This is a genomic window from Acinetobacter sp. 1124_18A (assembly GCF_052824995.1).
On record NZ_VTDF01000001.1, the window covers coordinates 656,511 to 679,853 of the forward strand.

At 39.0% G+C, this 23,343-nt stretch carries 20 protein-coding genes; 8 read left to right on the plus strand and 12 right to left on the minus strand.

The features are described from left to right. Window positions 1-14: 14 nt before the first annotated feature. Window positions 15-524, minus strand: coding sequence for a peptidylprolyl isomerase (locus FY048_RS03205; protein WP_016137752.1), 510 nt, complete (start codon window positions 522-524; stop codon window positions 15-17). A gap of 168 nt (window positions 525-692) precedes the next feature. On the opposite strand from FY048_RS03205, the gene FY048_RS03210 reads away from it, so the two are divergent. Beyond that, window positions 693-2,420, plus strand: coding sequence for a glutamine--tRNA ligase/YqeY domain fusion protein (locus FY048_RS03210; protein ID WP_446090096.1), 1,728 nt, complete (start codon window positions 693-695; stop codon window positions 2,418-2,420). Window positions 2,421-2,536: 116 nt separating this feature from the next. On the opposite strand, the gene FY048_RS03215 is transcribed toward FY048_RS03210, so the two are convergent. The 6 genes from FY048_RS03215 to exaC form a co-directional block, all read right to left on the minus strand. After that, the gene (locus FY048_RS03215) at window positions 2,537-2,650 is read right to left on the minus strand and encodes a hypothetical protein (RefSeq protein ID WP_080592263.1); all 114 of its coding nucleotides are present in this window, start codon (window positions 2,648-2,650) and stop codon (window positions 2,537-2,539) included. 170 nt (window positions 2,651-2,820) lie between these two features. Beyond that, window positions 2,821-3,543 (minus strand): glutamine amidotransferase, encoded by a 723-nt coding sequence (locus tag FY048_RS03220; RefSeq protein ID WP_347019848.1) that lies wholly within the window; start codon window positions 3,541-3,543, stop codon window positions 2,821-2,823. Window positions 3,544-3,709: 166 nt separating this feature from the next. Continuing rightward, on the minus strand, window positions 3,710-4,525 hold the full coding sequence (gene eutC, locus FY048_RS03225; RefSeq protein ID WP_446090097.1) for an ethanolamine ammonia-lyase subunit EutC: 816 nt from the start codon (window positions 4,523-4,525) through the stop codon (window positions 3,710-3,712). Between the two features lie 10 nt (window positions 4,526-4,535). Continuing rightward, window positions 4,536-5,921, minus strand: coding sequence for an ethanolamine ammonia-lyase subunit EutB (locus FY048_RS03230; RefSeq protein ID WP_446090098.1), 1,386 nt, complete (start codon window positions 5,919-5,921; stop codon window positions 4,536-4,538). Between the two features lie 16 nt (window positions 5,922-5,937). Next, window positions 5,938-7,374 (minus strand): ethanolamine permease, encoded by a 1,437-nt coding sequence (eat, locus tag FY048_RS03235; RefSeq protein ID WP_446090099.1) that lies wholly within the window; start codon window positions 7,372-7,374, stop codon window positions 5,938-5,940. 221 nt (window positions 7,375-7,595) lie between these two features. Further along, window positions 7,596-9,107 carry an acetaldehyde dehydrogenase ExaC gene (exaC, locus tag FY048_RS03240; protein WP_446090100.1) on the minus strand — a complete coding sequence of 504 codons (1,512 nt, stop codon included), beginning with the start codon at window positions 9,105-9,107 and terminating at the stop codon, window positions 7,596-7,598. A gap of 142 nt (window positions 9,108-9,249) precedes the next feature. On the opposite strand from exaC, the gene FY048_RS03245 reads away from it, so the two are divergent. Further along, window positions 9,250-10,440 (plus strand): transcriptional regulator, encoded by a 1,191-nt coding sequence (locus FY048_RS03245; protein ID WP_446090101.1) that lies wholly within the window; start codon window positions 9,250-9,252, stop codon window positions 10,438-10,440. Here the strand turns inward: FY048_RS03245 and FY048_RS03250 are convergent. Together FY048_RS03250 and mdh are read right to left on the minus strand one after the other, a co-directional pair. Next, complete coding sequence (locus FY048_RS03250; protein WP_446090102.1) at window positions 10,437-11,405, minus strand: alpha/beta hydrolase; 969 nt, start codon at window positions 11,403-11,405, stop codon at window positions 10,437-10,439. The two genes, FY048_RS03245 and FY048_RS03250, sit on opposite strands and share 4 nt — an antisense overlap. 195 nt (window positions 11,406-11,600) lie before the next feature. Further along, complete coding sequence (gene mdh / locus FY048_RS03255) at window positions 11,601-12,773, minus strand: iron-dependent methanol dehydrogenase (protein WP_174752632.1); 1,173 nt, start codon at window positions 12,771-12,773, stop codon at window positions 11,601-11,603. A 230-nt stretch (window positions 12,774-13,003) separates the two neighbouring features. Between mdh and FY048_RS03260 the strand changes: the two genes are divergently transcribed. The 3 genes from FY048_RS03260 (at window position 13,004) to FY048_RS03270 (ending at window position 16,052) form a co-directional block, all read left to right on the plus strand. Then, window positions 13,004-14,716 (plus strand): AAA family ATPase, encoded by a 1,713-nt coding sequence (locus FY048_RS03260; RefSeq protein ID WP_446090103.1) that lies wholly within the window; start codon window positions 13,004-13,006, stop codon window positions 14,714-14,716. A 43-nt stretch (window positions 14,717-14,759) separates the two neighbouring features. Continuing rightward, window positions 14,760-15,119 carry a 5-carboxymethyl-2-hydroxymuconate Delta-isomerase gene (locus FY048_RS03265; RefSeq protein ID WP_446090104.1) on the plus strand — a complete coding sequence of 120 codons (360 nt, stop codon included), beginning with the start codon at window positions 14,760-14,762 and terminating at the stop codon, window positions 15,117-15,119. Between the two features lie 81 nt (window positions 15,120-15,200). Next, window positions 15,201-16,052 (plus strand): AraC family transcriptional regulator, encoded by an 852-nt coding sequence (locus tag FY048_RS03270; RefSeq protein ID WP_446090286.1) that lies wholly within the window; start codon window positions 15,201-15,203, stop codon window positions 16,050-16,052. A 29-nt stretch (window positions 16,053-16,081) separates the two neighbouring features. On the opposite strand, the gene thiM is transcribed toward FY048_RS03270, so the two are convergent. The 3 genes from thiM to FY048_RS03285 form a co-directional block, all read right to left on the minus strand. Continuing rightward, on the minus strand, window positions 16,082-16,909 hold the full coding sequence (thiM, locus tag FY048_RS03275; protein WP_446090105.1) for a hydroxyethylthiazole kinase: 828 nt from the start codon (window positions 16,907-16,909) through the stop codon (window positions 16,082-16,084). A gap of 35 nt (window positions 16,910-16,944) precedes the next feature. Further along, the gene (locus FY048_RS03280; protein WP_446090106.1) at window positions 16,945-18,102 is read right to left on the minus strand and encodes a hypothetical protein; all 1,158 of its coding nucleotides are present in this window, start codon (window positions 18,100-18,102) and stop codon (window positions 16,945-16,947) included. 151 nt (window positions 18,103-18,253) lie between these two features. Further along, window positions 18,254-18,511, minus strand: coding sequence for a hypothetical protein (locus FY048_RS03285; RefSeq protein ID WP_004643236.1), 258 nt, complete (start codon window positions 18,509-18,511; stop codon window positions 18,254-18,256). A gap of 318 nt (window positions 18,512-18,829) precedes the next feature. Here FY048_RS03285 and pepN point away from each other — a divergent pair, with 318 nt between their 5' ends. The 3 genes from pepN (at window position 18,830) to FY048_RS03300 (ending at window position 23,335) form a co-directional block, all read left to right on the plus strand. Continuing rightward, a complete protein-coding gene (gene pepN / locus FY048_RS03290; RefSeq protein ID WP_446090107.1) occupies window positions 18,830-21,436 on the plus strand; it encodes an aminopeptidase N in 2,607 nt (868 codons plus the stop codon). 589 nt (window positions 21,437-22,025) lie between these two features. Next, a complete protein-coding gene (locus FY048_RS03295) occupies window positions 22,026-22,556 on the plus strand; it encodes a Csu type fimbrial protein (RefSeq protein ID WP_446090108.1) in 531 nt (176 codons plus the stop codon). Window positions 22,557-22,630: 74 nt separating this feature from the next. Next, window positions 22,631-23,335, plus strand: a complete 705-nt coding sequence (locus FY048_RS03300; RefSeq protein WP_446090109.1) for a fimbrial biogenesis chaperone — start codon at window positions 22,631-22,633, stop codon at window positions 23,333-23,335. The last annotated feature ends 8 nt before the right edge of the window (window positions 23,336-23,343 follow it).

The following is a 23,343-nucleotide window of genomic DNA, read 5'->3' on the forward strand; positions in this document are numbered from 1 at the left end:
GCTTTATCCTAAAATTATTCAGAAATAATTTTAGCAGATTCGATTACAACGTTTTCTAATGGAACGTCAGCGTGATAACCGCGGTTGCCAGTGCGAACACCTTTGATCGCTTCAACAATGTCTAAACCTTCAACAACTTTACCAAATACAGCATAACCCCAACCTTGAGCAGTTTTAGAGGTATGGTTCAAGAAAGAGTTATTTTTCACGTTGATAAAGAATTGAGCAGACGCTGAATGAGGAGCTTGAGTACGTGCCATTGCAACCGTACCCTCGTCGTTGCTTAAACCGTTATCAGCTTCATTTTCAATTGAATCACGTGTCGCTTTTTCTTTGAAGTTTTCATCCATACCGCCACCTTGGATCATGAAACCATCAATGACGCGGTGGAAAATAACGCCGTCATAAAAACCGTCACGTACATATTCTAAAAAGTTTGCTACTGTTTTAGGTGCTTTTTCAGCATTCAGTTCAAGAACAATACGACCTTTATTGGTGTTTAATTCGACTTGAGGAAAACTCATTACATTAATCTCCTAAACATGGGCTTATGACCATGGGTTTTTGGTTGAGAGAAGCATAAGCAAACTGTAAACTACAAGGCAAGTAAAAAACGTTAAAATCTTTGTTAAAAATGAAGATAGCGTTTAAATTTTTCGAAATTTTATCTACAAAGAAGTGATTGATACACTATGAAGCCTAATGATGTTGTCTCGAGCCTGCCAAATAACCCGACACCGAATACTCATGCCTCTGTCGATTCTGCGCAGCAAGAACAACAGGCTGGCTTAGATTTTGTTCGCCAAGTCATTACTGAAGACTTGGCTGCTGGACGTGCAAAGCAGATCGTAACGCGTTTTCCACCAGAACCAAATGGTTATTTACATATTGGTCATGTAAAAGCGATTTGCCTAAACTTTGGTGTGGCTGAAGAGTTTGATGGTTTATGTAATTTACGTTTTGACGATACAAACCCTGATGCTGAAGAACAAGAGTACGTTGACGGTATTGCGAATGATGTGAAATGGCTTGGTTTTAACTGGAATGGTGAGCCACGCTATGCATCAAGTTATTTTGATCAATTATATGCATGGGCTGTTCAATTAATTGAGCAAGGCGATGCTTATGTTGATTTACAGTCTCCAGAAGAAATTAAGTTAAACCGCGGTAGTTTTGTTGAACCGGGTAAAAATTCACCATACCGTGATGCATCTGTTGAAGAGAACCTTGCTCGCTTTGAAAAAATGCGCAGTGGTGAATTTAAAGAGGGTGAAGCTGTTTTACGTGCCAAAATTGATATGGCAAGCCCAAACGTACACATGCGTGACCCAATTTTATATCGCGTATTGCATTCAGAGCATCACCAAACAGGTGATAAATGGAAAATCTATCCAATGTATGACTATGCTCATCCATTGTCTGATGCTATTGAGGGGATTACTCATTCGCTTTGTACATTAGAGTTCCAAGATCACCGTCCGTTTTATGACTGGATTGTAGAAAAGGTAAAATCTAAAGCAGTTCCACATCAGTATGAATCTTCGCGTTTAAACGTGGACTACACCATTACATCAAAACGTAAATTACGTAAGTTGGTGGAAGGTGGTCATGTAAATGGTTGGGATGACCCGCGTATGCCAACAGTAGTAGGTATGCGCCGTCGTGGTTTTACTCCGGAAGGTTTACGTGATTTCTGTAAACGTGTAGGTGTGTCAAAAACTGATGGTATTGTAGATGTTGCAATGCTTGAGTTCTGTATTCGCCAATCTTTGGAAAATGCAGCTGCGCGTGGTATGGCTGTTTTAAGCCCACTTAAAGTGACTTTGACCAATTTGCCAGAAGATATGGATCTTACTCATGCTCGTCATCCTAACGTTGATATGGGTGACCGTGTGATTCCTTTAACTAAGGAAATCTATATTGACCGTAAAGACTTTGAGGAAGTACCACCGAAAGGCTTTAAACGTTTAATTCCTGACGGCGAAGTACGTTTACGTCATGCTTACGTGATTAAATGTGATGAAGTCATTAAGGATGAAAATGGTGAAGTGGTTGAGCTGAAATGTTCAATTGACCCTGAAACTTTAGGTAAAAATCCTGAAGGTCGTAAAGTGAAAGGCGTGATTCACTGGGTATCTGCAACCAAAGGTATTCCTGCTGAAGTACGTATTTACGATCGTTTGTTCACAGAAGCAGACCCTGAAACAGGTGATGATTTCTTGGCAAACCTAAATCCAGATTCGATGAAAGTATTAGAAGCTGTAATTGAACCCGCTTTGGCACAAGTGAGTCCTGAAGATCGTTTCCAGTTTGAACGTGAGGGTTATTTCGTTGCAGATCAGCACGATCATTCACCTGAAAAACCAGTGTTTAATCGTATTCTTGATTTGAAAGATAGCTTTAAGCCTGAGAAAAAGTAACACGACGAGTAACAGGTTTTGAGTAAATAGCAGATATAAAAAAGCCCAACTCAGTTGGGCTTTTTTATATCTATTTTCTTACATATATTATTCTTTATTACGTTTTGGCAAATAAGCTAAGCTGGATTAACCACATAAAAATAAAGAACAATGATTATAAGAAGAATAAATGCTAGCGATAAATAAGTATTCACCGTGTTAAAGCTTTTAATAAATTTCAGGATTTCCATAGTAAATCAGCGTTTATTTTATGTTACAAAATGAATAAATTAATAATACACGGAAATTAATTATAAAGGTTCCCAAAGATAGATTAATAATCCATCTTTGGGTGAAAAGTGAGCATTTGGCTTTATGTATATAATTTAATTAATCAATTGTTAAATTGTATTTTTATAATTTAACCACTATATCCAATACGTTTGAGAAATTTTTGAATAATTTCAAATGCAGCATGTTCGAGCGCTTGAGCGTATTGCAAATTATCTTCGCGAAGCTTTGGAATTGAAATATTTGCATGGCGAAGTTCACACGTATGACCAATTAACCACTTTTCAAAATGCTCTTCAGTGGTTTCAATGTGGAACTGCAAGGCAAGAATATTATTCCCGACTTCAAATGCCTGATTAGTATAAATATCAGAACTTGCTAAAAGCACTGCATTTTCAGGAAGGTCGAAAGTGTCACCATGCCAATGTAGAACATGCACATTATTAAGTAAACCAGATAAAACCTGATTAGCGCGTAGGCTTAAACTCAGTGGACCCCAGCCAATTTCTTTTTGATGTCCGGCATATACTTTTGCGCCAAGTGCATGAGCAATAAGCTGTGCGCCTAGGCAAATACCAAGTGTAGGTTTGTTAGCTACTAAACGTTGTTTGAGTAAAGCAATTTCATCTTTTAAGAATGGATAATCATCAGTTTCATAAACCCCGATTGGACCACCTAAAATAATGGTTAAACCTTCATGTGAAAAAGCAGGGGTTAAATCATCAACTCCCGCCTCAAAATAACGGACACGAAATCCGAGTTGATAAAAGACATCTTCTAATGAACCTAAGTCTTCGAAAGCAAGATGCTGAATGGCATAAATAGTTTTTGGGAAGGCGTTTGTTGTGCTCATACAAATGATTCATAGAAGATCAATACGTGGAGTATAGCGATAAATATAAAGAAGAGAATATCTGTATAAATCGCCAATACCCGAAAATTGATATTTTTCGTTAAAATGATGTTGTTATGCAAAGGATTATCTATTTATGACTAAATCCCTAAACATATTCTACTGTTTAAAATAATAGCTTTTGAGTTTCCTCAAGGCCTATGTTTGAAAGTTGATGTTCATCTTTTAAATTAACGCCTGAAAATCCGAGTTGTTTTGATTTTTTCATTAATGCGATTAAACGTTGTACCGCAACTGGAATACTTAAGCCTGCTGGGCGAACATTGGAAATACAATTGCGTTTCGCATCGAGGCAGCCTGAATATGCATTCCACGTGTAGTAAATGCCCATACTGTCCGGAGAGCTTAATCCCGGACGTTCTCCAATAAGCATCACAAGCATAGGTGCTTTGAAAATTTCTGCAACTTCATCGCCAAGAGCAACTCGGCTACCTGTCGCAAGTGCAATTGGTGCAAGACTCCAGTTTTCTTGCTGGACTTGTTCACTCAGCGCTGCAATAAATGCCACAGCGTTCGCTTCAATTGCTCTAGCAGAGAGTCCGTCACCTACCACAATACAAACATCGTACTGTTGTGGATTTTCCGCATATTTCTTAATTAAGGCATTTTTTGATTGGCTTGAAAGCTGACGTCCTAAATCTGGGCGTTTAAGGTAAATTTCTTTATTAGCGGCATTACTTTGTACATGAATGCTTGGAAGCTGCTGTTGCTGTAATTGCTCAGATAAATAGGAAACGTCCATATCTTGATAAACAGCATCTTTTGCTTGTGCATGAGATAGCTGAAACTCGAGTAAGGCTCGTGTTGGGATGCTGCAACCCGCACGGCCCAAAGCAATACGGGCATCGGTAAACTGTTTGAGTTTTTCCCACTGATCTTGATGGGTAGAGGAGGGATATTGAATATCACGACTGAGTTTCATAGTGTTCTCCCTAATTCATGAGCAGACGAGAGAATTGGTCGGGCATGTGATCTGCCCAACAAATTTGAGAGTTTTGTTGCTTAAAAATGCCCTGTTGTTCAAGCCAAGCGGAAAACTCAGGAGCGGGTTTTAAACCTAGGAGTTGTCTTAAATAGAGAGCATCATGGAACGAGGTCGTTTGATAATTGAGCATGACATCATCTGAACCCGGAATTCCCATAATAAAATTAATGCCCGCGGCGCCAAATAGAGTAAGGAGAACATCCATATCATTTTGGTCAGCATCAGCATGGTTGGTGTAACAAATATCGCAGCCCATTGGCACACCAAGTAATTTGCCACAAAAGTGGTCTTCTAGACCTGCGCGTATAATTTGTTTGCCGTTAAAGAGATATTCGGGGCCAATAAAACCGACGACTGTATTCACTAACAGCGGGTTATATTTACGGGCTACGGCATAGGCACGAGTTTCCAATGTTTGCTGGTCAACGCCGTGATGTGCATTGCTTGATAATGCACTACCTTGACCAGTTTCAAAGTACATAACATTTTGCCCAATGGTCCCGCGTTTAAGTGCGAGCGTGGCTTCATAACCTTCTTGGAGTAAATCAAGTGAAATTCCAAAACCTTCATTAGCCACTTGAGTGCCAGCGATTGATTGAAACATTAAATCAATCGGCACATTTTTTTCAGCGAGTTGAATACCTGAGCTAATGTGCGTGAGGACACAGGACTGCGTTGGAATTTGATACTCCTGAATTACATGATCAAGCAATTTCAGTAACTCTGACAAATTATGTAAATTATCTGTCGCAGGGTTAATGCCGATCACGGCATCACCATTGCCATACATCAGACCATCTAAAATACTGGCGGAAATACCGAGCACATCATCGGTCGGGTGATTCGGTTGCAGACGGGTAGAAAGATGGCCTTTTAGACCAATGGTGTTGCGAAATTGGGTCACTACTTCACATTTGCTGGCGGCATAAATCAAATCTTGATTGCGCATAATTTTGCTGACAGCAGCTACCATTTCTGGAGTTAAACCTGATGCTAATGCTTTTAAGCTTTGTGCAGTTGCTTCTTCTCCAAGTAACCAATTCCGAAAATCGCCTACTGTGAAGTGTGAAATAGGGGCAAAGGCTGCCAGATTATGTTCATCAATAATTAGACGGGTAATTTCATCTGTTTCGTAATCGACAACAACTTCATTTAAAAAGGTTTTAAGAGGTACATCGGCCAGTGTCATTTGTGCCGCAACATGTTCGGTTGCGTCTCTGGCAGCTACGCCTGCTAACTCATCGCCTGAACGCAATGGTGTTGCTTTTGCCATTAAAGTTTTTAGGTCAGCAAAGTGATATTGCTGATTGGCGACAATATTGCGATAACTCATGGTTGCATCCTTTTATTTATAGCTCTTGTTCAGCAGCTTTAATATTTGCAAACTCTTCTTCTGGTGTTCCCTTGACTAAATGATAGCGACTGTAGAATAAAAAGTAAGCAATAAATGCAGCATAAATAGCAGCAGCAATAAACCAGACTTTAGGGTTAACCACAAAACCTGCAACTACCGCAGCGACTGCTAAAATCAATGCAATGCTTGAAGTAACAATTCCTCCGGGAGTTTTATAGGGACGGGGCATGTCGGGTTTAGATAGGCGTAATTTGATGTGGGATAAAAGAATCAACACATAAGAAATGGTTGCACCAAAAACGGCAATTAAAATCAGTGAATCGCCTTCTTTAGTAAGTGAAAGTAAGAAACCGATAATGCCCGGAATAATAATCGCGAGATAAGGCGCTTTATTTTTGTTAGTTAACGAAAGTGAAGTGGGTAAGTAGCCAGCACGTGACAATGCAAAGATTTGACGTGAATAGGCATAGATAATTGAAAAGAAACTCGCGATTAAACCAGCTAAACCAACAAAATTTACAAAAGTCGCAAGCCAAGTATTGGTGCCATAAACTTTAACCAGAGCATCGACGAGGGGAGCACCAGAATTTTGTAAAGTACTTGCACCCGCTGCGCCTGCACCTAAGAATAAAATGAGCATGGCAAACGCCGTTAAGATGAGCATTGAACCAATCAAACCACGTGGTAATGATTTTGCAGGATCTTTCGCTTCTTCGGCTGCTAAAGGAACACCTTCAACTGCAAGGAAAAACCAGATTGCAAATGGAACTGCTGCCCAGATGCCTAAATAGCCATGAGGTAGAAAACGACTTGCGCCCACACCTGTACCAACAGGAATATCTAACAGGTTTTGTGCATTAAAATGCGGAATCATTGCTGCAATAAACACAACAAGAGCAACTGCTGCGATAAGCGTAATTGCAAACATAATTTTTAAGGCTTCGCCAGCACCTTTCAAATGTATGCTCATAAAAATCGCATAGCAGGCGAGGTAAATCATCCAGCCATTAATGCCAAATAAAGATTCGCAATAACCGCCAATAAATACAGCAATAGCAGCAGGGGCAATCGCGTATTCAATTAAAATAGCTGTTCCTGTTAAATAGCCACCAAAAGGACCAAAGGCAGCACGTGCAAAGCTATAACCACCACCCGCCGTAGGCATCATGGTGGACATTTCTGACATAGAAAGACACAGGCACAGGTACATAAGCGCAGCAAGCGCAGTGGCAATAAACATACCGCCCCAGCCACCTTGAGCAATACCAAAGTTCCAACCGGCAAAATCACCAGATATCACATAAGCCACGCCTAAACCAATCAGGAGTAACCAACCAACCGTACCTTGTTTAAGTTGACGCTGAGCAAAATATTCTGCTGATGAAACTTCTGCGCTTGAAGCAATAACGGAAGCTGTTTCTGGTTGATTCATACAATACTCCTGCGAGTGGGTTTGTATGAATCAATGCAAAAGCAATGCCTAAATGAAGCACTTTAGAGAGTAGATGACGCTTTTTTATTCCAAATGATAAAAACTTGAGAACTAACAGTACTAAATAAAGAAGCCAGTAATCTAAATTACTGGCTTCTTACATAATTAATGATCTTACTTCTTTCTAGTGTTGATAGTCTGGTATCAACTTGGTGCGAAACTTAGAAGAAGCCCATTGGTTTAGTTGAATAACTAACCAACAAGTTTTTAGTTTGTTGATAATGATCTAACATCATCTTGTGGTTTTCACGGCCAATACCAGACTTTTTGTAGCCACCAAATGCAGCATGTGCAGGGTAGATGTTGTAGCAGTTTGTCCAGACACGGCCCGCCTCAATGGCACGACCAGCACGATAAGAAATGTGAGCTGAACGTGACCATACACCTGCACCTAAACCATACATGGTGTCATTGGCAATTTTAATTGCATCGTCAAAGTCTTTGAACGTTGTCACAGCAAGTACAGGTCCAAAAATTTCTTCTTGGAAAACTTGCATGCCATTGTGACCTTTAAAAATAGTCGGATCAACATAGAAACCATCGCCTACTTCTTTACGGCCACTACCACCAAGTAAGAGTTCTGCACCTTCTTCGCGGCCCGTATTAATACAACGTAAGATTTTCTCTTGTTGTTGTAGAGATGCTTGAGCACCAATCATGGTTTCGGTATCGAGAGGATGACCAGTTTTAATACGTTTTACACGCTCTACAGCCAACTCCAAGAACTGATCAGCAATACTTTCTTGTACTAAAGCACGAGAAGGGCAAGTACATACTTCACCTTGGTTTAAGGCAAACATGGCAAAACCTTCAAGTGTTTTTTCTAAGAAATCATCTTCTTTATCCATGATGTCTTCAAAGAAAAGGTTTGGTGACTTACCACCAAGTTCTAATGTCACTGGAATAATATTTTCGGTCGCATATTGCATCACCATTTGTCCAGTTTGTGTTGAACCTGTGAAAGCAATTTTGGCAATACGTGGGTTTGTCGCTAATGGACGACCGACTTCTGAACCGAAACCATTGACGATATTAAGTACACCCGGCGGTAAGATATCTTGGATGAATTCAGCAACCAGTAAAATACCTACTGGTGTTTGCTCTGCTGGTTTAATCACAACGCAGTTACCAGCCGCTAGAGCAGGAGCAAGTTTCCATGCTGCCATTAAAATTGGGAAATTCCATGGAATGATTTGGCCAACTACACCTAATGGCTCATGGAAATGGTAGGCAATGGTATCTTCATCAATTTCAGAGATCCCGCCTTCTTGAGCACGAATACAACCTGCGAAATAACGGAAATGGTCAATCGCAAGTGGAAGGTCTGCTGCTAAAGTTTCACGAACCGCTTTACCGTTATCCCAAGTTTCTGCAACAGCAAGCATTTCAAGATTTGCTTCTAAACGATCAGCAATTTTTAAAAGTATATTAGAGCGTACCGTTGGTGAGGCTTTATTCCATGTTGCTTTCGCTTTATGTGCTGCATCTAGAGCGAGTTCAATATCTTCGGCACTAGAGCGTGGAATACGGGTGAAAGCTTTTCCATCAACAGGAGATACATTATCAAAATATGCACCCTTTACAGGTGCAACCCATTCACCGCCAATAAAATTTTCATATTGTGATTTAAATTGAACTTTTGAGCCTGGTTGATTTGGATCGATATAGCGCATATAAATATTCCTTTGCTTTTTAGGACTAAAGACTAACAAGAACCCTGTCAGTAGGTACTTTCGTACTTTGTATAATTAGGATATAAAGAAGAAGGTTGGAGAAAGGTTGGAATAGAAATGTGGATATATAAGGAATTTACAAATGTTCACAAAAAAGGATTTATTGCAGCAACGGACGTTGATTGATCAACTGCGTACGCAAAATAGTCTCTCTCCTCAAAATGCTGCCAAACTGGGTCAAAGTATTGCAAGTTCATGGGAACGGTCAGCCTCTGCTGCAATTCCTAAAGAGCGTTTTGCGGCTCCATTAGTCGAGAAGAAATCTGCTTCACAAAATGCTTTAGATATGGCTTTAAGTCAGTGTGCTGGCGATTTACGTCATATTGCAGAGCAATCCTCAATGGTGATTGCCGTTGGTGACATTGGTAGTACGATCATTTGGACGGCAACAAGTGCTCAAATGCAAAGTGCAGCTGAGCGTGTTCACTTTGTGCAGGGTGGGCAATGGCGTGAAGAATTTGTTGGTACCAATGCATTGGCTTTGTCTTTAAAAACTCAGCAATCAAGTTGTGTTTTTTCTAATGAACACTATATGGAATCGATTCATGATTGGGTGTGCTATGCCGCGCCGATTATCGATCCATACTCAAAACAAACTCTAGGTGTCGTTGATTTATCGACTACTTGGAAGAACCATAATAGTTTAGGAATATTGGCTGCCGAACGTTGTGCATCAATTATTCAATCTGCCTTGCTAGAGCAGCAGCGTCAGCAATTACATATTCGTGCTTTTTCAACACCACAAGTTAAATTTAATGGCAAAAGTTTATTATTAACACCGCGTCAAATTGAAATTTTAACCATATTGGCGTTATGTCCACATGGTTTAACTTTAGAGCATCTCTATCAGGCGCTCTATGGCGAACGTAAAGTGAGTATGGGTACGCTTAAAGCTGAAATGTCTCAACTTCGAGATATTTTGGGTGGTTTACTTGGGTCTCGGCCATATCGTTTGCTTGTACATGTTGAAGCGGATTTTTTACAAGCTGAACAGGCACTGGATGCGGGATATGCGGCTTCTGCTTTGCAGCTTTACACAGGTGTGTTTCTGGCAAAAACGGAAAGTCCGTTTTTATGCGCATGGCGTGACTGTCTTGAATCGCGCTTGAGCGATGCAATTTTTAAAACGCAAGAAACAGATTTATTACTTAAGCATTTAGCTCATTTCCCTGAAGCAATTGATGCGGTAGAACGTCTTATGGAGTTAGTACCGAGCGAACATCCCGCGCATCAATTACTGATGAAATACCTTGACTCACCTAAGCTCAGTTAAGTGATTTTTTGATCCAGCCACTGGAACAATTGTTGATAGACTTGTTCTCGTACTGGCTGGGCTGAAAGGACTAAATCATGCAAGCCATTGTGAATAGAGACAACAGAGACATCACCTTTGATTTTTTTGCCAAATTTTTCAATGTCTTTAACGTCTAAAATTACATCGCTTTGAGTCGCATCGGCTCCCCATTTTTTAGGGTTTTTAGTCTGATGAGAATGCATAATCAGTGCGGGAACATTCAGTTTAACTCCGCGATGTATTTCTTTTTGTGCTGTATGAATCGCATGTAGAAAGCTGAGTTGAACCGTAGGGGCAGAGGTAGGTTTCCAGTCCAGATTAAAGTCCCATTCGCCCTTGAGCTGTTTGTGAAGGCTCGCGGTGTACCATTTGTTCAGTTGGCTTGGGAATTTAACTTTAGGTAGATATTTTCCTACTCGACTGAGTACTGGAATACCAAATTTCTTTTCGACCAAGCTTAAATTAAAGTCGTAAAACGGGCTGTTTGCCCAAAGTGCTTTAATCAGAGGGTGGTTCGGGTGATGGGCAGCATAAAGCGTTGCTGTCAAACCGCCAGTCGAGTGGCCTGCAAGCAATACTTGAGTGTGCTGTTCTTTAGCAATGATATCTAATGCTTGAGTAATTTCGGCATCGTATTCACTTAAATCAAGCACATTATAGAAGATTTGATGGGGTAGCTTGGAACGACCATATTTTCTTAAATCCAAGGCATAGAAGTCATAACCATGCGCGTTGAATTGTTCAGCCATTTCAGTTTGAAAGAAATAATCTAAAAAACCATGAATATACAGCACGGCTTTTTGAGTCGATTGAGCGGCCTTTTTACGCACTAAGGTAGCTACAACTTTACCTTCATAATCATCAGGAAAGTTTAGTGTGAGCTGTTCGTAGCCAGTACCTAAAATATCTGGAACATAATTTTGAGTAGCTGAGAATGTATTCATTTTTATCGAGCTATTGTAATTAAGACATGCTGAGTATCCTTCAATGAAATGGGCGAATTGTCAATCAGGTTTAGAGGTTGGATTGGAATAGAGGTTTAAAAAAAGGGAATACCGCTGGAGCTAAGTATTCCCCAAAAAGTAAGTCAACGGTCGGAGGGGTTTGACTTACTAGAGGGATGTGCCATTACATCAAGATTAAAGTGCTGCTTTAAAAATCTCCACAACTTGTGCATGATTTGCTTTACGTGGATTGGTCAGCATACACGCATCTTTTTGAGCATTATCGGCCATAACTGCAAGGTCTTCAGTTTTTACGCCTAGCTCTGTTAATCCAGATGGAATACCAATCGATGTCGACAATTTACGAATGGCATCAATTGCAGCATATGCAGCTTCCATCACCGTCAGTCCATGAGTTTTTACACCCATTAAATCTGCGATTTTTGCGTAACGATCTGGACAGGCAATTAAGTTAAATTCGCACACGTGTGGTAACAAGATTGCGTTACATACGCCGTGAGGTAGGTTATAGAAACCGCCCAATTGATGCGCCATCGCATGTACATAACCTAAAGATGCATTGTTAAACGCCATACCAGCCAAGTACTGTGCATAGCTCATTGCATCACGTGCTTCGATATTTTCACCGTTTGCTACAGCAGGTTGTAACCATTGACTAATCATGGTGATAGCTTTTTCTGCACAAGCATCGGTAATTGGGTTGGCTGCCGTAGAAACGTATGCTTCAACAGCATGGGTTAACGCATCCATACCCGTTGCCGCTGTTAAACCAGCTGGTTTTGCAATCATGAGTTTCGGGTCATCAATTGCAATGAGTGGGGTACAACGCCAGTCAACAATTGCCATTTTTACGTGAGTGTCTGTATTGGTAATAATACAGAAACGGGTCATTTCAGAAGCAGTACCAGCCGTTGTATTCACTGCAATCAATGGCGTCATCGGTACTTTACTTTTATCGATACCTTCGTAATCACGAATATGACCACCACCAGCAGTAACTAGGCCAATCCCTTTCGCACAGTCATGAGATGAACCACCACCTAGCGAGACGATAAAGTCACAGCCATTTTCGTTATAGGCATTTACGCCATTATGGACATTGATATCGGTTGGGTTTGGTTCAGCACCAGGGAAAATATGGCTCGCAACGCCTGCTTCGGTTAAATAGTTTGCGATAAGATCTGCGACACCAAATTTAAATAAGCCTTCATCGGTCACAATTAATGCTTTTTTTGCGCCGAGGTTTTGTGCCTTTGTACCTATTTCTTTGGCACATCCTGGTCCAAAGAGTGATACACAGGGAATATAAAAACCGTTTGTTTGATCTGCAATATTTTTAAAAGCCATGGAGTGATTCCTTCTTCCATAAATCCATTGTTTGTTATTACAGGTGAGCCTCACCATGGCCTTAGTATTGTGATGTGAAGATTATTTTCCTACCTACCAAAAACCTACCAAATATTATTTTAATGTTAATTATTGATTTATATTGATTTTACAGAAATTCTAGCTCATTCATTTAATTTTTTCGGGAAAGTCGTTAAGCTATGGGCTGTTGAAGATGTACTTATGAGATTATGAAACAGGAAACTGCGCTTAAACTGCTTAAAGCAGGTGAAAATGTCTTTTTAACCGGTTCGGCTGGTGCAGGGAAAACCTATACACTCAATCAGTACATCCAATACTTAAAAGCACGTAAAGTGCCTGTGGCTATTACGGCATCTACAGGTATTGCTGCAACGCATATGAATGGCATGACGATTCATACTTGGGCAGGCATCGGGATTAAAGATCAGTTAACTGAAGATGACCTAAAACGTATGAAAGAGCGTAAATATCTCAAGGAACACCTTGAAAATGCGCAAGTTCTCGTCATCGATGAAATTTCGATGTTACATGCGAAGCAGCTTAATCTGGTGAATCAGGTTTTAAAATATTTTAAAGAAAGCGATGAGGCATTTGGAGGTATCCAAGTCATTGTTGCCGGAGATTTCTTTCAGTTGCCACCAGTTGGGCGTAATAGTGAAGCCAACCGTGACAAGTTCTGTTTTATGTCTGATGCATGGGTCGAAGCTAAATTTCGCGTATGTTATTTAACAGAACAACACCGCCAAGATGATGAAATTCTAAATCAGATTTTAAATGCCATTCGTGCGCAGAATATTCAATCAGATCATTTACACGCATTACGTCAATCACGCTCCCATGATATTGGTGAGACCTTTACTCGCCTCTATACGCACAATATGGATGTCGACAATATCAATTATCAGCACTTAAATGAAATTGATAATGAAGGGCATCAATTCAATGCGGTTTTAGATGGTAATGAAAAACTGGTAGAAACTTTAAAATCTTCGGTACGTGCACCAGAAGAACTCACCTTAAAGAAACATGCAAAAGTCATGTTTGTAAAAAACAACTTTGATATGGGATATATCAACGGGAGTTTAGGTGAAGTCATTGGTTTTGAAGAAGATGATGAAAATGGTTTGCTACCAAAGGTGAAATTGACCGATGGCACGACATTGCTGGTTGCGCCTGAAACTTGGTCAGTTGAAAATGATGCAGGTAAAGTGATTGCCAGTTTCCAGCAAATTCCACTTCGTTTGGCATGGGCGATTACCATTCATAAAAGCCAAGGGATGACCTTAGAAGCTGCTGAAATTAACCTCATGAACACCTTTGAAAAAGGTCAGGGTTATGTTGCGCTTTCACGTTTGAAATCTTTAACTGGATTAAAGTTATTAGGGATTAACGAGCAAGCTTTAGAGTTAGATAGTTTAGCTGTAAAAGCCGATCGTCGTTTCCAAGAGCTTTCTAAAGAAGCTGAAGTTAATTTTGCTGATGTAGATTTAACCGCACAGCATAAAGCCTTTATTCGTCACTGTGGCGGCACCTTAAATGAAACTGAGATTTCTCGTAATGAGAAAAAAATCGCAAAAGGTGGAAAGCAAAATTACGCTACGGCAACGCTAGATGAGACACGTGCGTTGTTTGAAGAAGGTTATGAAATTGAAGACATCGCGCATGAGCGTGGTCTGACACCAGCAACCATCATTAATCATTTAGCGCGACTTCATAAAGAACAAAAACTAGATATTTCAGTTGCCCATCCGGGTGAGGAAGTAGTCGAAGAAATCCGAAAAATTTATAAGAAACTGAAAAAGCGCCAAAACCCAGATCATTTTTCTGATGATGGTTCGATTAAATTAAGACCAATCGTTGAGGCAACTAGTCCTCGAATGGGATATGATCAGGTCCGATTAGCTTTATTATTTATTGAGTAAAGTTTAATTAGCTTAATTACTTATTACATAAATTGAGGTGGCTATGCCGCACGTTGTAGTTGATTATTCAGAAAACTTAACTGGATTAAACGCAAAACAATTACTTGAAGAAATTAATACCATACTGATTGAGACAGAGCTATTTAGTCCAGAAGACATTAAAAGCCGTGCGCGTAAAGACGAGGTTTTCCTCATTGGCTTAGGGGCTGATCAAGCTTATATTCATGTAAAAGTTTATATTTTGTCTGGAAGAACTGACGAACAAAAACAGCTAATGGGTGATCAGTTATTAACGGCACTCAGCAATAAAAATTATCTACAACAAGAGTTTAATGAAGAAATTCAATTGTGCGTTGAGCTTGTCGATATGCCAAGAGAAGATTATTTCAAACAAGTTGTATAACACTAAAAAGCGCAATTTCGATCAAGAATAGAGATCAGCACTATGTAAAAGTAGTGCTATCGAATGAACAGACATAAATGTATGGCTGTATATATCCAAAAGCTGCAACTGGTTTGCGATTATATTCAAAGACATTTAGATGAAGATTTAGATGTTGACCGATTGAGCCAGATTGCGGCCTTATCTAAGTTTCATTTTCATCGTATTTTTGCCATTCATATTGGCTTAAATGTGATGAAGTTTATTCAACTTTCTCGTTTAAAGCGGGCTTCTTTTCAATTGGCTTTTGAACCAGATCTCAAAATTATTGAGATAGCATTGCAAGCAGGGTTTGATAGTCCAGAGGCATTTACTCGTGCATTTAAGCGTTCATTTGATCAAACTCCTCGGGCTTTTAGAGATAAACCGGACTGGGAATCTTGGCACCAGAAGTTTGTTTTTACACTTCCAAAAAGTGAGCTAAAAATGAATGTAAATATTGTTGAGCGTCCTGCTGAAAAGATTGCCTATCTGTCTCATTTAGGCAGTCCAGATAAAGTCTTTGAAACAGCTGCACGTTTTATCGCTTGGCGCAAAGAAACAGGTTTATCGCCTGTGACTAAGTCTAGAACTTATGGGATTCCATTTGCTGACCCTGACCAGACTCCGTCTGATGATTTTCGATTTGATATAGCTGGTTCAATTGAAAAGGCTGTACCCGAAAATAGTTATGGTATACAAACAGGGGAAATTCCTGCGGGTCGTTATGCGACCGTAAGACATTTGGGTAGCCACGACCAGATTAAAGATAGTGTTTATTACATCTTTAGAAACTGGTTGCCTGAGCAATCCGAAGAAGCAGGGGAATATCCAGTTTTCTTTCACTATCATAATTTTGTGCATGATGTGAAAGAGTGTGACCTTATTACAGATATCTACTTACTTTTAAAATAAGAGTAGTGTGATAAAGGCATAACTTACGGTTATGCCTTTAAACCTAATAGCTTTATATTTGCATATTGCTCAATCAGGTTGGCATCTAACATATGGATATAATCCATAAAGATGTTACTAAAACTTCCCATAGTTTGTGCTTGATTAGCAGCAAGTTTACCCGCAATTGCAAAATGTATATGAGCTGAAAGCGCTGCAATAGTTGGCGTCGTTACCGCACTATATGCAGCGATTAACGCACCCAAAGCACATCCTGTTGCTGTAATTTTAGGTTGTAAGGGGCTGCCGCCGTTAATTTGGATAACGACATCTAATTCTTTAGACAGAATGTAATCTGACTCACCTGAAATTGCGATACAGTCTGTATGTACTAATAGCGCGTAAGCCTGTCGATAGACATCATCACTACTTAGGGTGCTATCTACACCTTTAGATTGAACCTGATTACCTGCAAGCGTACTGATTTCTGAAGCATTACCACGAATAATGCTTGGCTTAAATTGTAAAAGCTCGTCTGTCATTTGACTACGCCAAGCTAAAATTGGCCCATAACCTACCGGATCAAGTACCCATGGAATATCATTTAGCTGAGCTATTTTAGCTGAGATCTGCATGGCTTGCATTTGCTCAGTGGTGGGCGTACCTAAATTAATGCTCAAGGCCGATGATATTTTGGTAAAGCTTTCTGCTTCATAAGGATTATCAATCATCGCAGGCGAAGCACCAGACGCGAGTAATACATTGGCCGTATAGTTTGCAGCAACGCTATTGGTAATACATTGTACAAGAGGCGTTTTGGCTTGCATGTTGTGCCAAGCTTCAATGACCTGTTCAATCAAACTAGATGTCGATGTCATATTATTATCCCTAGTAAGCCAAAGTGATTATAAATTTAGTGGGTAAAATAGTGGTCTTGATGCTTACATTTTTGGCAAATCAAAGAAACATAATCTGCTGCATCATAGTCAACGGTTAAATCATTTGAACCACAATACATACAACGTTTGACAGAATAAAAGTTTAAACGTGGTTCAATTTTTCGCCATGCTTTCCATACAGGTTGCACAAATATCTGTTCGTCGTAACCCAAGAAACGATTAAGCAAAATATAACTCATTTTACTGTAAGGAATATTGTGAGGACGGGGGAGCATAGAGGTTTCCCACTTTTCGGTCACGGCTCTTTCGCGATATTGTTCTAACGTTTTCTTTAATAGATTGGTATTAATAAACTTATCATTGCGAGGCTGTAAAACTTTTTGCTTATACAGATATTCGAGTGCAGTTTGTACCAGATAATAAATCTGCCCAATTGCGAGTGAATCCATTAAACGATAGCAAAAGCTTTGAAAATTTGAATTTCCGGCAATTTGGATACCCCAAGTTCGGCAGTAGAACTGCATGAACTGGATAATTTCTTGATAGAGCACCTGAAAAAGTACGTCTTTCACTTCATCTGCACTACGAAAAGGAATACCAAAGCTTAAATTTTCATAAAACCAATTACGTAACTGTTGAGCCACGCTAAATAAACTTGGATCGCTGTAACCATCTAAACGAATATTTAAATAAAAACACTGTGGATCTTCAGTTTGGTCATTTGCATTCAAAATGCCATCTTTATGCAACTGTTTAATTAAATAGCTCTGAAACATCCAGTTAGGCGTGATGTGATGGTATTTAATTTTGTCCCAATGAATATATTCATCATGAGCGATTTCTTCACGGGCATAGTCGTCTAGAAGACTAAGCAAGAAAAGTTTATGTAAGAAGCTGAGCTGTTCCAGACTGCGTTGTGGTTGTTCTTTTGACTTAAATTGGCGTTGTTCTTGTAGGCGTGTTTGTTGTAGAAGCTTTTTCCGTTGTTTTGTGCATGTATCACAGTGGCAAGTCATTCTTTGATCTTTAAATAGACGGTGCTGACAATGACTGCATTCATGAAATTGAATGTCTTGTTCAAATTGCTCGGCATCTACCCAGTACATGGAAGCTTGGCAGAGAGGACAATGGCTACTTTCATCTAGCTGTTTCTGTAGAATTTGTAAGGCCATTTTGCTCCGAACATAAAATAAAAATGATGGGGCTATTATACACAGCCGCGCTATAGATGGCGGAGATTGCCACTTTCGTTTGTTGCTAAAATAGAAAAACCTAAAATCTATGTTTCGATTTTAGGTTTTCTTAGTGGGCTAAAAAGTTGAATTAAACAGGGCACGGCAAGCTCTCATCATTTTGGCCAAGCTTTTTGGCTTTAATAAGAGCCTGTACTTTTTTACTTGGTAATTTCAATTTCCCTAACGCATCGTAAGTATTAACAATAGAAGTAACCTCCTGAGTGGTAATAGAAATACCTTCCGCAGATAAGAACACGGCAATCACATGGTGATCGAGTCCTGCTGCTGATAGATCATGAATAGCTTTAATGTTCTCTAGTCGATGAAAATGTGCTTTAAATTCCATGCTGACACCTCTTGTTCTAATTTAGATACCCATATTGGTATATTTAATTAGGCAAGAACCATGCCCAAAATGTAAGCTGACTCTAAAAAATGTTAAAAGCTAAAGGTGTTTTATTTTTATTGTATAGATTGCTTATATAAACAACGATTATCGTAAATTTGGTCTAATCTGTGCTAATAAAACAAGATTCTAATTTGAAATGTATAAATGAAGTCCCATTAATTTCATAAAGGTAATCAAATACAGTGTGTATGACTTGGCGTATGATATTTCATGACGACTCATACTACCGTTTAGACGAGTATATAAGGAATAAAGATGAATATTGCGGCGCAGCCTCCAGTTCAGGCAGATCAGACAGTTTATTTAAAAGATTATCAAAAACCTGCGTTTTTGGTTGAATCAATTAATCTTGATATCCAAGTATATGATGACAAAACAATTGTTGATTCGACATTAGTGATGAAGCGTCAAACTGCTGGAGATCTGGTGCTATTAGGCCGTGACCTAGAATTACAGTCTGTTCAGTTAAATGGACAAATTCTCACTCCTGCACAATATTCACTCGATAGTGAACAACTGGTGATCACTAATGCACCAGATGAAGTCATTTTACAAACGCAAGTCATTATTCATCCTGAAACCAATACTCAGCTTGAAGGCTTATATAAAGCAGATGACTTGTTTGTAACGCAGAACGAACCTGAAGGTTTCCGTAAAATCACATTCTATCCAGACCGTCCAGATGTACTTTCTGTATTTACTACACGCGTAGAAGCAGACAAAAAATATCCAGTATTACTTGCCAATGGTAATTTGCTTGAAACAGGTGAGGTTGGTGAAAACCGCCACTTTGCAATCTGGCAAGACCCGACTAAAAAACCGAGCTATTTGTTTGCTTGTGTCATTGGGGATTTAGCTGTTCTTAAAGATCGTTATACGACTTCGGAAGGGCGTGATGTTGCTTTAGAAATCTATGCAATCGAGAAAGACATTCCAAAATGCTATATCGCGATGGAAGCATTAAAGCATTCAATGCGTTGGGATGAAGAACATTATGGCCGTGCTTATGACCTCGACAACTATATGATTGTTGCAGTCAGCCAGTTCAACATGGGTGCAATGGAAAATAAAGGTTTAAATATCTTTAATACGTCATGTGTGCTTGCTGATGAAGAATACACCACTGATGCAGCGATTATGCGTGTACAGTCTGTGATTGCCCATGAATATTTCCATAACTGGACAGGTAACCGTATTACTTGCCGTGACTGGTTCCAACTTTGCTTAAAAGAAGGTTTAACGGTATTCCGTGATCAATCTTTCTCAGAAGATTTACAGTCTGCTGCGGTTCAACGTATTGATGATGTCGCTGTGCTTAAATCACATCAGTTCCCTGAAGATGCAGGTCCATTGTCGCATCCGCCACGTCCAGACCACTTTGTAGAAATTAATAACTTCTATACGGCAACTGTTTATGAAAAAGGTGCGGAAATTAACCGCATGATGTCGACCTTACTGGGCAAAGAAAAATACCGTCAAGGAACCGACGAATATTTCCGCCGTCATGATGGGCAGGCTGTAACTGTAGAAGATTGGGTTGCTGCTTTAACAGCGGGTTCTGGTGTAGATTTATCTGCATTCTTAACTTGGTATAACCAACCAGGTACTCCAAAGCTTGAAGCAAAAGGTGAATATGATGCAGCATCAAAAACTTACCGTTTAAGCTTTAAACAAAGCCTGAAAGCACATCCTAAATACCCAAATTTAAAAGCTGTTCCGATTCCTGTGGCTTTGGCACTCTTTAATGCTAAAACGGGTGAGCAATATACATTGCACAGTGACAGCCTATTTGTAGACGACGTTAAAGATGGCGTGTACTTGTTTGACCAAGCTGAGGCAAGCATTGAATTTACTGGCGTGACTGAGCAACCAGTGGTGTCGCTACTTCGTAATTTCTCAGCTCCTGTAAATCTTGCATTTGATTATACCGATGCAGAGTTGGCATTCTTAATTCAGCACGAAACGAATGGCTTTAACCAATGGCAAGCAACCCAAACCTTGCTTGAACGTATTTTGCTAGAAGACCATTCTGCTGATGCTTACATTCAAGCCATTCAAAGCACTTTACCTGAGTTAGTTGGTCGTGACCCGCTTTTAGCATCGCGTTTGTTTGATGTACCAAGTGAAGGTTATTTAGGTAGTCGTATCGATCAGAACTATGCACCAGCCGATATTCATGTAAAACGTGAAGCCTTGCTGAATCGTTTAGCACAAGAGTTGGGTTCATTCTGGAAAGATACTTACCTTACACTTGACCCAGACCTGCAAAAAGAATTTTCTTTGGCAATGGGTGTGCGTGCATTAAAGAACATCATGCTCATGATGATGGCCCGTCAGGGTGATCAAACTGCATTTGAACTTGCACATGTGCAATATCAAAACACAGGTAATATGTCTGAACGCTTAGGGGCGTTACGTGTATTGGTTTGGCAAAATGCGCCTCAAGCTCAAGATGCACTTGCTGACTTTTATGACCGCTTTAAAGATGAAGCCTTGTCTTTAGATCAGTGGTTTATGATTCAGGCAGCAAACCCAAATGCGACAGCAGAAACAATCGAGTATCTGACTCAACATCCTGACTACGATTTAACAACTCCAAACCGTATCCGTGCGGTGAGTGGAGGGGTATCAAATAACCCTGAAAACACTTGGGGCTTTGGTGTAGCTCACTTTATTAATCTTGCACAATATCTTGATGAAAAGAACCCAATTTTAGGTTCACGACTGTTACAGGTATTGTCACGTTGGTACACACTTGCAGAACCTCAGCGCACTCAAGTGCAACAGGCTTTACAAGCATTACAGCCTAAAGTGAAATCGAAAAACGTTTCTGAAACTTTAAATAGTATGTTGAGCGTTTAATTATTTAAATTTACTAAATAAAGGTCTCTTAAGAGGCCTTTATTTTTATATATCTAATAGGTATTCAACGCTCAAAAGAAATTAAATTCTCCTTATAGAGAGCTATGTAGCTCTACTGCTGATCATTCCATATTTATTTAAATTATAATTTTTAATAATTTATTCAAAATATATCTTTAAATAAGAGTTTAAAATTTGAAATTAGACAGATTGATAATATAAGAAATAAGAAAGTTCCTCTGTAATTGACCTTTAATTTCATAAAATTAGCTAAATTTTTGACATATTTATTTAAATTTTACTTAATAAAATTTATGAATATTTTATTTATATAAGTTAAATCAAAAGGTTGGTTTTTTGTATGTTAATATTTGTATCTGTAGGGTTGATTTAGGTAATTATATTTTATTAATTAGAAATTAAAATAATAATAAAATCATGCATTTTAATTGTTTTTATGTATTATGTTTAAAAATAGGGTAAAAAAATAACTTTAAAAGGAGCGGTCAAATAAAAAATGATTGTAAGAATAAGTGGCAAATTTTTTATATCTATTAGTTTTAATAATTTAATTTAAAAGGTTTTGACTATGAAAAAGACTTTTTTTCATTTATCACTCATTGCTGTAGGATTACTTTCTCTCAATACAGCAAATGCAGCTACAGCAACAGGTACATTAACTGTTAAGGTAACAGTAACGAATAGTTGTGTATTAAACACTTCCGCTATAGGCACGACAGCAAATGCCGTTTTAGACTTTGGTACGCTAAGTTCTCTTACTAGTAATGTCGATGCAGACACCACAACAACAGGTGGTACTTCAATCAAAGTCCTATGTAACAACACTGTGCCATGGACCTTAGCTTTTGATGCTGGTCAAAATGCTCAAACGACTCAACGTCGTATGATTGGGGGAGCAACAAGTAACGAATATATTCCTTATAACCTCTACTCAGATACGGGCCGTGGCACAGCAATTGGTATTGCAACAACTGCTTATAGTGGAACGGGAAGTGGTAGTGTTCAAACACTTAATGTATATGGTCGTATCCCAGCTGGAACGGCTTTACCAAGTGCGGGTAGCTATCTTGATACAGTGACAGTAACAGTAACTTATTAATTTTTATAAATTAGAAATATTGTTAGCCCTTTTGAAAGGGCTAACACATTAAAAAAGTTATATTTGAGTAAATCATGAAAAAAAATATCTTTATTATTACGGGATTATTCTTAACTTTTTCTAGCCCTATTAACGCCGCTACAATCCGTCTTTCGCCTGTAAATGTGGAAATATTAAGTAATCAAACTGCTGCTTCAATTAGCTTATTTAATCAATCAAATGAAAGCACTGATGTGCAGATTCGCGTATTTGAATGGACTCAAAAAAATGGACAGGATCAATTAACACCTACAGATGAGATCGCAATTAGCCCACCATTTTTAAAATTACAGTCTAATGATTCTTATAACTTACGTGTAGTTAGAATTAATCCAACACCTATTTCTGGTGAAAAAACCTACCGTATTATTATTGATGAACTCCCAAAACCAATTGATAGCCGTAAAGTTGCTCAAGGCGTAAATGTATTACTTCGCTCATCATTACCCGTATTTGTAGTGAATAAAGACGCGATCACTCAATTGAATTGGAAAATTGATACAAATCAGGAGGCGCCTTCCTTAAATATTAGTAATATTGGAAATCGGCATGCGCTTCTAAATAATTTAATGCTTGTTGATACAACAGCAAATAAAAGTTATCCGATTAAAGTAAATACCGTGAATGGTTATATTCTTGCGGAGCAGACACGAAGCTACTCAATTAATAATTTTACATATCAGCCAAATCATAAATACAGTGTATCTCTGACAGTTAATGGTAAGAAAACCACACTTTAAGAGGCTTA

Excerpts from the sequence above, each read along its gene's own strand:
- FY048_RS03205 (WP_016137752.1), bottom strand. The coding sequence starts at position 524 with ATGAGTTTTCCTCAAGTCGAATTAAACACCAATAAAGGTCGTATTGTT.
- FY048_RS03210 (WP_446090096.1), top strand. The coding sequence starts at position 693 with ATGAAGCCTAATGATGTTGTCTCGAGCCTGCCAAATAACCCGACACCG.
- FY048_RS03215 (WP_080592263.1), bottom strand. The coding sequence starts at position 2,650 with ATGGAAATCCTGAAATTTATTAAAAGCTTTAACACGGTGAATACTTAT.
- FY048_RS03220 (WP_347019848.1), bottom strand. The coding sequence starts at position 3,543 with ATGAGCACAACAAACGCCTTCCCAAAAACTATTTATGCCATTCAGCAT.
- eutC (WP_446090097.1), bottom strand. The coding sequence starts at position 4,525 with ATGAAACTCAGTCGTGATATTCAATATCCCTCCTCTACCCATCAAGAT.
- FY048_RS03230 (WP_446090098.1), bottom strand. The coding sequence starts at position 5,921 with ATGAGTTATCGCAATATTGTCGCCAATCAGCAATATCACTTTGCTGAC.
- eat (WP_446090099.1), bottom strand. The coding sequence starts at position 7,374 with ATGAATCAACCAGAAACAGCTTCCGTTATTGCTTCAAGCGCAGAAGTT.
- exaC (WP_446090100.1), bottom strand. The coding sequence starts at position 9,107 with ATGCGCTATATCGATCCAAATCAACCAGGCTCAAAAGTTCAATTTAAA.
- FY048_RS03245 (WP_446090101.1), top strand. The coding sequence starts at position 9,250 with ATGTTCACAAAAAAGGATTTATTGCAGCAACGGACGTTGATTGATCAA.
- FY048_RS03250 (WP_446090102.1), bottom strand. The coding sequence starts at position 11,405 with ATGAATACATTCTCAGCTACTCAAAATTATGTTCCAGATATTTTAGGT.
- mdh (WP_174752632.1), bottom strand. The coding sequence starts at position 12,773 with ATGGCTTTTAAAAATATTGCAGATCAAACAAACGGTTTTTATATTCCC.
- FY048_RS03260 (WP_446090103.1), top strand. The coding sequence starts at position 13,004 with ATGAAACAGGAAACTGCGCTTAAACTGCTTAAAGCAGGTGAAAATGTC.
- FY048_RS03265 (WP_446090104.1), top strand. The coding sequence starts at position 14,760 with ATGCCGCACGTTGTAGTTGATTATTCAGAAAACTTAACTGGATTAAAC.
- FY048_RS03270 (WP_446090286.1), top strand. The coding sequence starts at position 15,201 with ATGGCTGTATATATCCAAAAGCTGCAACTGGTTTGCGATTATATTCAA.
- thiM (WP_446090105.1), bottom strand. The coding sequence starts at position 16,909 with ATGACATCGACATCTAGTTTGATTGAACAGGTCATTGAAGCTTGGCAC.
- FY048_RS03280 (WP_446090106.1), bottom strand. The coding sequence starts at position 18,102 with ATGGCCTTACAAATTCTACAGAAACAGCTAGATGAAAGTAGCCATTGT.
- FY048_RS03285 (WP_004643236.1), bottom strand. The coding sequence starts at position 18,511 with ATGGAATTTAAAGCACATTTTCATCGACTAGAGAACATTAAAGCTATT.
- pepN (WP_446090107.1), top strand. The coding sequence starts at position 18,830 with ATGAATATTGCGGCGCAGCCTCCAGTTCAGGCAGATCAGACAGTTTAT.
- FY048_RS03295 (WP_446090108.1), top strand. The coding sequence starts at position 22,026 with ATGAAAAAGACTTTTTTTCATTTATCACTCATTGCTGTAGGATTACTT.
- FY048_RS03300 (WP_446090109.1), top strand. The coding sequence starts at position 22,631 with ATGAAAAAAAATATCTTTATTATTACGGGATTATTCTTAACTTTTTCT.